The 8,596-nt window shown below is 66.6% G+C and carries 6 protein-coding genes and 2 pseudogenes; 7 read left to right on the forward strand and 1 reads right to left on the reverse strand.

Translation table 11 applies throughout. The features are described from left to right. Window positions 1-478 precede the first annotated feature (478 nt). A pseudogene (locus PSEWESI4_RS23875) lies at window positions 479-2,074 on the reverse strand (malate:quinone oxidoreductase). 422 nt (window positions 2,075-2,496) lie between these two features. Between PSEWESI4_RS23875 and exaC the strand changes: the two are divergent. From exaC to PSEWESI4_RS23910, 7 genes and pseudogenes are all read left to right on the forward strand, one after another. Further along, window positions 2,497-4,017, forward strand: coding sequence for an acetaldehyde dehydrogenase ExaC (gene exaC, locus PSEWESI4_RS23880; RefSeq protein ID WP_187673738.1), 1,521 nt, complete (start codon window positions 2,497-2,499; stop codon window positions 4,015-4,017). Between the two features lie 581 nt (window positions 4,018-4,598). Continuing rightward, window positions 4,599-4,670: a pyrroloquinoline quinone precursor peptide PqqA gene (pqqA, locus tag PSEWESI4_RS23885; RefSeq protein WP_072432761.1), complete on the forward strand. Its 72-nt coding sequence runs from the start codon at window positions 4,599-4,601 to the stop codon at window positions 4,668-4,670. Window positions 4,671-4,715: 45 nt separating this feature from the next. Then, on the forward strand, window positions 4,716-5,630 hold the full coding sequence (gene pqqB, locus PSEWESI4_RS23890; RefSeq protein ID WP_187673739.1) for a pyrroloquinoline quinone biosynthesis protein PqqB: 915 nt from the start codon (window positions 4,716-4,718) through the stop codon (window positions 5,628-5,630). A gap of 10 nt (window positions 5,631-5,640) precedes the next feature. Beyond that, window positions 5,641-6,390, forward strand: coding sequence for a pyrroloquinoline-quinone synthase PqqC (pqqC, locus tag PSEWESI4_RS23895; protein ID WP_187673740.1), 750 nt, complete (start codon window positions 5,641-5,643; stop codon window positions 6,388-6,390). Window positions 6,391-6,490: 100 nt separating this feature from the next. After that, window positions 6,491-6,769: a pyrroloquinoline quinone biosynthesis peptide chaperone PqqD gene (gene pqqD, locus PSEWESI4_RS23900; RefSeq protein ID WP_187673741.1), complete on the forward strand. Its 279-nt coding sequence runs from the start codon at window positions 6,491-6,493 to the stop codon at window positions 6,767-6,769. After that, entirely contained in the window at window positions 6,741-7,895 is a 1,155-nt protein-coding gene (gene pqqE / locus PSEWESI4_RS23905; RefSeq protein WP_187673742.1) for a pyrroloquinoline quinone biosynthesis protein PqqE, read from the forward strand. Before pqqD ends, pqqE begins: the two co-directional genes overlap by 29 nt. A gap of 60 nt (window positions 7,896-7,955) precedes the next feature. After that, window positions 7,956-8,596 (forward strand): annotated as a pseudogene (locus PSEWESI4_RS23910) (S9 family peptidase); the annotation flags it as partial.

Genomic DNA, 8,596 nt, shown 5'->3' on the forward strand with positions numbered 1-8,596 from the left:
GTCCGTGGCTTGGTTGAAGCACATGCGAATCCGCAATGCCGATCAGTCCCCTCTCCCTCCGGGAGAGGGTTAGGGTGAGGGGCTGAAGGTCATGACAACACAGAGGCGTAGGATGGGTGAGGCGCCTGACTCTTCCGTGCCGAAATTGCACGGAGTATCCAGCGCCGTAACCCATCATCGAGCCGCTGCATGATGGGTCACGCGGCGCCTGGAGGCCAAGTGGGCGGACGTCTCGTCGCTTTGCGCCGCTAACCCATCCTACATACTGCGCGCCCCGCTCCGGAGGGAGAGGGAGCTTGTCCGTGGCTTGGTTGAAGCACATGCGAATCCGCAATGCCGATCAGTCCCCTCTCCCTCCGGGAGAGGGTTAGGGTGAGGGGCTGAAGGTCATGACAACGCAGAGGCGTAGGATGGGTGAGGCGCCTGACTCTTCCGTGCCGAAATTGCACGGAGTATCCGGCGCCGTCACCCATCGCCATCACAGACTGACAGCAACCTCTGTCTTCACCTCTTCCGGCTCGACCGGCATGAACGTCAGGCCGAGGCGTTCGCTGCTCCAGGCGCGGATCTGGTTGGTCAGTTCCAGGTTGCCGTCCAGTTTCTGGCCGTAGGAGGGGATGATTTCCTTGAGCCTGGCCTGCCATTCCGGCGTCTGCAGCTTGTCCTTGAAGGTCTTCTCCAGCAGGTGGAGCATGATCGGCGCCGCGGTGGAGGCGCCCGGCGAGGCGCCGAGCAGGGCGGCGATGCTGCCGTCCGCGGAGCTGACCACCTCGGTGCCGAACTGCAACACGCCGCCTTTCTCGGCGTCCTTCTTGATCACTTGCACGCGCTGGCCGGCGGTCAGCAGCGTCCAGTCCTCGTCCTTGGCGTTCGGGAAGTATTCGCGCAGCTCATTCATGCGGTCTTCCTGGCTGAGCAGCAACTGGCCGATCAGGTAGCGGCTGAGCGGGATGTTGTCGAGGCCGGCGTGGGTCATCGGCAGGAAGTTGTCGGTGGTCATCGCGCTGAACATGTCCAGCATCGAGCCGTTCTTCAGGAACTTGGTGGAGAAGGTGGCGAACGGGCCGAACAGCAGCGCCTTCTTGCCGTCGATCACGCGGGTGTCCAGGTGCGGCACGGACATCGGCGGCGAGCCGACGGACGCCTTGCCGTAGACCTTGGCCTGGTGGCGGGCGACGATTTCCGGGTTGGTGGTGACCAGGAACTGGCCGCCGACCGGGAAGCCGGCGTAGCCCTCGGCTTCCTCGATGCCGGACATCTGCAACAGCTTGAGCGCTCCGCCGCCGGCGCCGATGAACACGAAGCGGGCGTTGACGCTGCGCAGGGCCTCGTCGTTGCCCAGGTCGGCGACCACTACCTTCCAGGTGCCGTCTTCGTTGCGCGCGATGTCGCGCACTTCATGGCGCAGGTGCACCTTGACGTGCTCCTGCTTGTCCAGCGAGGCGATCAGTTGGCGGGTGATCTCGCCGAAGTTCACGTCCGTGCCGATGGCCATGCGCGTGGCCGCCAGCTTCTGGCCGGGCTCGCGGCCCTCCATCACCAGCGGCACCCACTGCTTGATCTGCTCGGGGTTCTCGGAGTACTCCATGCCGCGGAACAGTGTGCTGTGCTGCAGCGCCGCGTGGCGTTTCTTCAGGTAGGCGACGTTGTCCTCGCCCCAGACGAAGCTCATGTGCGGCACGTCGTTGATGAACGAGCGGGGATTGGCGAGCACGCCGCGCTGGACCTGGGTGGCCCAGAACTGCTTGGAGATCTCGAAGGACTCGTTGATCGCCACCGCCTTGCTGATGTCGATGCCGCCATCGGCGGTCTCGGGGGTGTAGTTCAGCTCGCAGAAGGCGGAGTGGCCGGTGCCGGCGTTGTTCCAGGCGTTGGAGCTTTCCTCGGCGACCTAGTCGAGTCGTTCGTAGAGGTCGATCGTCCAGTCCGGTTCCAGCTCGTGCAGGTAGGTGCCCAGGCTGGCGCTCATGATGCCGCCGCCGATGAGCAGCACGTCGACGGTCTTTTCCGGCTCGGGTTGCTTGGCGCAACCGAGCACGCTCAGGCAAAGGATGGTCAGTAGTAGTTTTTTCATTGCAAGGCCATTTTTCGAATGGGTGACTCGGGCTCGTCCCTACCGCGGCGGATGTGGGAGGCGCGGTGGCAACGGCGAGCATGGGGAATGCGCCATGTCGTCTGGCGTCCAGGATCGGTGCGGCTATCCGTCACAGGGACGAGTGCTGGCCGGCCCGATTTAGCAAGATTGGTGCCTCCCGTCGAAAAGCCCCGGACTACGGGCGGAATCGGGGGATGTGCGCTCCGGGAGTTGGCGGGAAACCGCCATCGATCCCCGTTTCCGGGAGCGGGGCTGGCGGTTTCTCGCCATTTCCGGCGCCTACTACCAAATGACGAGACCATCTGTGCCATGGGCGCATACCCGCATGGCAGAGCGGCTGCAAATATCCGGTCATGACCCGCCCACGACTGGGGCGGGCTCCGACAAGAGAGGCCACCGCCATGATCTACGCGCAACCCGGAACCCCCGGCGCCATCGTTTCCTTCAAGCCCCGCTACGGCAACTACATCGGCGGCGAGTTCGTACCGCCGCTGACCGGCCAGTACTTCACCAACACCTCGCCGGTGAATGGCGAAGTGATCGCCGAGTTCCCGCGCTCCGGCGCCGAGGACGTCGACAGGGCGCTGGACGCCGCCCATGCCGCCGCCGATGCCTGGGGCCGTACCTCGGTGCAGGAGCGGGCGCTGATCCTGCTGAAGATCGCCGACCGCATCGAGCAGAACCTCGAAGTGCTGGCCGTCGCCGAGACCTGGGACAACGGCAAGGCGGTGCGCGAGACCCTCAACGCCGACGTACCGCTGGCCGCCGACCACTTCCGCTACTTCGCCGGCTGCATCCGCGCCCAGGAAGGCAGCGCCGCCGAGATCAACGACACCACCGCCGCTTATCACTTCCACGAGCCGCTGGGTGTGGTCGGGCAGATCATCCCGTGGAACTTCCCGCTGCTGATGGCCGCCTGGAAACTCGCCCCGGCGCTGGCCGCCGGCAACTGCGTGGTGCTCAAGCCGGCCGAGCAGACCCCGCTGTCGATCACCGTTCTCGCCGAACTGGTCGGCGACCTGCTGCCGCCGGGCGTGCTCAACATCGTCCAGGGTTTCGGCAAGGAAGCGGGGCAGGCGCTGGCGACCAGCAAGCGCATCGCCAAGATCGCCTTCACCGGCTCGACTCCGGTGGGTGCGCACATCCTGCATTGCGCGGCGGAGAACATCATCCCGAGCACCGTCGAACTGGGCGGCAAGTCGCCGAACATCTTCTTCGAAGACATCATGCGGGCCGAGCCGGCGTTCATCGAGAAGGCCGCCGAGGGCCTGGTGCTGGCCTTCTTCAACCAGGGCGAGGTGTGCACCTGCCCGTCCCGCGCGCTGGTGCAGGAGTCGATCTACGACGAATTCCTCGAAGTGGTGCTGAACAAGGTCCGGCAGATCAAGCGCGGCAACCCGCTGGATACCGAGACGATGGTCGGCGCCCAGGCGTCCGAGCAGCAGTTCGACAAGATCCTCGGCTACCTCGACATCGCCCGCCAGGAGGGCGCCCAGGTGCTCACCGGCGGCGCGGCGGAACGGCTCGAAGGCAACCTCGCCAGCGGCTACTACGTGCAGCCGACCCTGCTCAAGGGCCACAACAGGATGCGCGTGTTCCAGGAGGAAATCTTCGGTCCGGTGGTGGGCATCACCACCTTCAAGGACGAGGCGGAAGCCCTGGCCATCGCCAACGACACCGAGTTCGGCCTCGGTGCCGGCGTATGGACCCGCGACATCAACCGCGCCTACCGCATGGGCCGCGGCATCAAGGCCGGCCGCGTATGGACCAACTGCTACCACCTCTACCCGGCGCACGCCGCGTTCGGCGGCTACAAGAAGTCCGGCGTCGGCCGCGAGACCCACAAGATGATGCTCGACCACTACCAGCAGACCAAGAACCTGCTGGTCAGCTACGACATCAATCCGCTGGGGTTCTTCTAAGCGATTGCCGGCTGGCTCGTAGGGTGGATGTCGCTTTTCACATCCACCACCTACCTGGTGGAAAACGCTTCGCGGTTTTCCACCCTACGGACTGACCCGTAGGAGCGCGCCATGCGCGCGATTGGCGGCATCGCGCCTACGTTGTTTCATTGGTTCCCCGCGTTCGCGAGGACGACGGTTGGGCACCGGCGTTCCAGCGCGTAGCCCGGATGCAATCCGGGGAAACCAACCGCGCCCTCCCGGATTTCATCCGGGCTACGACCTTGATGCCCCTGCGGACTGGCTCCCCTCTCCCATTCATGGGAGAGGGGCTGGGGGAGAGGGCAGGCAGCCGGCCGCTCCGTTTCCCATGAGCGTATTTCGCCGGTGGAAAACGCTTCGCGGTTTTCCACCCTACGTATCCATTGCAACGCGGCCTTCCTTCGGGCCGCGTTTTATATTGGGTCCCCGCGTTCGCAAGGACGACGCCTCCTACCAATGCCATCCCGATTTCCTCCCAAAGTACCATTCTGCGCCCCTGGTCCTCGGCGCCTAATGGACTTGCCGGAATGCCCCGGCGTTCATAACAAGAGGACTCCATCATGTGGACCAAACCCGCCTTCACCGACCTGCGCATCGGCTTCGAAGTGACCCTGTACTTCGCCAACCGCTGATCCAGCGTGCCCCGGCCCACCGGGGCATTCCACCGGAACGCAGCCATGCACATCCATATCCTCGGTTCCGCCGCCGGCGGTGGCTTCCCGCAATGGAACTGCAACTGCCGCAACTGCGCCGGTGTCCGCGCCGGCACCCTCAACGCGCGGCCGCGCAGCCAGTCGTCCATCGCCATCAGCGACGGCGGCATCGACTGGATTCTCTGCAACGCCTCGCCGGACATCCGTGCCCAGCTCGAGTCCTTCCCGCCGCTGCAACCGGCGCGGCGCCTGCGCGATACCGCCATCGCCGGGATCGTCCTGCTCGACAGCCAGATCGACCACACCACCGGCCTGCTGACCCTGCGCGAAGGCTGTCCGCACGAGGTCTGGTGCACCGACATGGTCCACCAGGACCTGACCAGCGGCTTCCCGCTGTTCGACATGCTCTCGCACTGGAACGGCGGCCTGTGCTGGAGGCCCATCGACATCGGCGGCGAGCCCTTCACGATTCCCGCCTGCCCGCGCCTGCGCTTCACCGCCATCCCGCTGCGCAGCAGCGCGCCGCCGTATTCGCCGCACCGTGGCAACCCGCATCCGGGCGACAACATCGGGCTGTTCGTCGAGGACACCGCAAGCGGCGGCGCGCTGTTCTACGCCCCCGGCCTCGGCCAGGTGGACGATGCGCTGCTGGCCTGGATGCGCCGTGCCGACTGCCTGCTGGTGGATGGCACCCTCTGGCGCGACGACGAAATGCGCATCTGCGAAGTGGGCGACAAGCTCGGCAGCGAGATGGGCCACCTGCCGCAGAGCGGACCGGGCGGCATGCTCGACGTGCTCGACGGCCTGCCGGCGCCGCGCAAGGTGCTGATCCACATCAACAACACCAACCCGATCCTCGACGAGGACTCGCCCGAGCGCGCCGAACTGGTCGCCCGTGGCATCGAAGTCGCCTGGGACGGGATGGCCATCGAACTGTAGGAGAGGACGGATGACCGCCGCCATGTCGCTTGCCGAGTTCGAGCAGGCCCTGTGCGCCAAGGGCGCCTACTACCACATCCACCACCCGTTCCACGTCGCCATGTACGAGGGGCGCGCGACCCGCGAGCAGATCCAGGGCTGGGTGGCCAACCGCTTCTACTACCAGGTCAACATCCCGCTGAAGGACGCGGCGATCCTCGCCAACTGCCCGGACCGCGAAACCCGCCGCGAGTGGATCCAGCGGATCCTCGACCATGACGGCGCGCCAGGCGAGGAGGGCGGCATCGAAGCCTGGCTGCGCCTGGCCGAGGCGGTCGGGCTGGAGCGCCAGCAGGTGCTCTCCGGGGAACTGGTGCTGCCCGGCGTGCGCTTCGCGGTGGACGCCTACGTCAACTTCGCCCGCCGCGCCAGTTGGCAGGAAGCGGCCAGCAGCTCGCTGACCGAACTGTTCGCCCCGCAGATCCACCAGTCGCGGCTGGACGCCTGGCCGCAGCACTACCCGTGGATCGACGCCGCCGGCTACGACTACTTCCGCAAGCGCCTGGGCCAGGCCCGCCGCGACGTCGAGCACGGCCTGCGCATCACCCTCGCGCACTACCGCACCCGCGAGGCGCAGGAGCGGATGCTGGAGATCCTGCAGTTCAAGCTCGACGTGCTGTGGACGATGCTCGACGCCATGAGCATGGCCTACGAGCTGGAGCGGCCGCCGTACCACTCGGTGACGCGGGAGCGGGTTTGGCATCGGGGGATCGTGCTGTGAATAGGTTGAGTCCGCCCTTCACCCCAGCCCTCTCCCTCCGGGAGAGGGCTGGGGTGAGGGAACGTGCTTTCCCCATGCCACTCAATCTGGAGGCCACCCCATGAGCCCCATCCTCCCTGAACAGACTCCCCGCCTGCGCCGTGGCTTCCGCCTGCAATGGGAGCCCGTCCAGAACTGCCACGTGCTGCTCTACCCGGAGGGCATGATCAAGCTCAACGACAGCGCCGGGGAAATCCTCAAGCGGGTCGACGGCCGCCAGGACGTGGCCGCCATCATCGATTCGCTGAGCGAGCGTTTCCCGGACGTGCCGGGGATCGACGAAGACATCCTGGCCTTTCTCGAGGTGGCCCATGCACAGTTCTGGATCGAGCTTCAGTAAGCCCGGCCACGCGCCCGGTCCGCCGCTCTGGCTGCTGGCCGAGCTGACCTATCGCTGCCCGCTGCAATGCCCCTACTGCTCCAACCCGCTGGACTTCGCCCGGCAGGGCGGGGAGCTGTCCACTGGCGAATGGATCGAAGTATTCCGCCAGGCCCGCGAGCTGGGCGCCGCGCAACTGGGCTTTTCCGGCGGCGAGCCGCTGGTCCGCCAGGACCTTGCCGAACTGATCGCGGCGGCGCGCGACCTCGGCTACTACACCAACCTGATCACCTCCGGCATCGGCCTTTCGGAGCGGCGCATCGCCGAGTTCGCCGACGCCGGGCTGGACCACATCCAGATCAGCTTCCAGGCCGCCGACGAGGAGGTGAACAACCTGCTCGCCGGCTCGCGCAAGGCCTTCGCCCAGAAGCTGGCGATGGCCCGCGCGGTGAAGGCGCACGGCTATCCGATGGTGCTCAACTTCGTCACCCACCGGCACAACATCGACAACATCGAGCGGATCATCGAACTGTGCATCGAGCTGGAAGCGGACTTCGTCGAACTCGCCACCTGCCAGTTCTACGGCTGGGCCGAACTCAACCGCGCCGGCCTGCTGCCGACCCGTGCCCAGCTCGAACGCGCCGAGCGCATCACCAACGAATACCGCGCGCGACTCGTCGCCGAGAACCACCCCTGCAAGCTGATCTTCGTCACCCCCGATTACTACGAGGAACGTCCCAAGGCCTGCATGAACGGCTGGGGCAACCTGTTCCTCGATATCACCCCGGACGGCACCGCGCTGCCCTGCCACAGCGCACGGCAACTGCCGGTGCGGTTTCCCAACGTGCGCGAACACAGCCTCGAACATATCTGGCGCGACTCCTTCGGCTTCAACCGCTTTCGCGGCGACGACTGGATGCCCGAGCCGTGCCGTTCCTGCGACGAGAAGGCCAGGGACTTCGGCGGCTGCCGCTGCCAGGCGTTCATGCTCACCGGCGATGCCAGTGCCGCCGACCCGGTGTGCGGCAAGTCGACCCACCACGAGCTGATCCTCGCCGCCCGCCGCGAAGCCGAGCAGGCGCCGCCGGGGCTGGAGCAACTGGTGTTCCGTAACGAGCGCGCCTCGAACCTCATCTGCAAGGTGTGAGCGATGGGCGCGGCCGACCTTCCCGGTGCGCACGGCGCACCCTGCGAAAGCGGAGCCGTCGTGCGCACCGATGCAGGCTGGACCGCCGAACAGGCCGCAGCCGCCAGCCGCGACTTCGCCGAACTGCGCGTCGGCCCGCAGGGCCTCTACTGGATCGAATTCGACCCGCAATCGGCGCGCAGCACGCTGTACCACTGGCAGGGCGGCAAGCCGCGACGGCTGACCGCGAACTCGGTGCGCAGCCGCGTCTACGAATACGGTGGCGGCGCCTTCTGCCCGACCGGCGTCGGTGTGGCTTTCGTCGACGAGGTGGACCAGCAGCTCCATTGGGGCGCTGTGCGCACCCAGGAAACCACCGCCCGCCATGGCGACCTGCACCACGCCGCCGCCTGGCACGCCGTGCTGGCGGTGGAGGAAAGCCACGAGGCCGATGGCGTGCGGCATCGCATCGTGCGCATCGACCGCGACGGCCGGCGCGCGGTGCTGGTCGAGGGCGCCGACTTCTACGCCGCGCCGGTGCTCAGCCCGGATGGCTCGTGCCTGGCCTGGATCGAGTGGGACAGGCCGCAGCAACCATGGACCGCAACCCGGTTGTGCGTGCGCCTGGCCAGCGGCGAGCGGCGCTGCCTGGCCGGGGAGGGTGGTGGCGAGTCGTTGCAGCAGCCGCGTTTCGATGGGGCGGGGAGGTTGTATTGCCTGAG

Source organism: Zestomonas carbonaria, from assembly GCF_904061905.1.
Lineage (GTDB): Bacteria > Pseudomonadota > Gammaproteobacteria > Pseudomonadales > Pseudomonadaceae > Aquipseudomonas > Aquipseudomonas carbonaria.

Excerpts from the sequence above, each read along its gene's own strand:
- exaC (WP_187673738.1), top strand. The coding sequence starts at position 2,497 with ATGATCTACGCGCAACCCGGAACCCCCGGCGCCATCGTTTCCTTCAAG.
- pqqB (WP_187673739.1), top strand. The coding sequence starts at position 4,716 with ATGCACATCCATATCCTCGGTTCCGCCGCCGGCGGTGGCTTCCCGCAA.
- pqqC (WP_187673740.1), top strand. The coding sequence starts at position 5,641 with ATGACCGCCGCCATGTCGCTTGCCGAGTTCGAGCAGGCCCTGTGCGCC.
- pqqD (WP_187673741.1), top strand. The coding sequence starts at position 6,491 with ATGAGCCCCATCCTCCCTGAACAGACTCCCCGCCTGCGCCGTGGCTTC.
- pqqE (WP_187673742.1), top strand. The coding sequence starts at position 6,741 with ATGCACAGTTCTGGATCGAGCTTCAGTAAGCCCGGCCACGCGCCCGGT.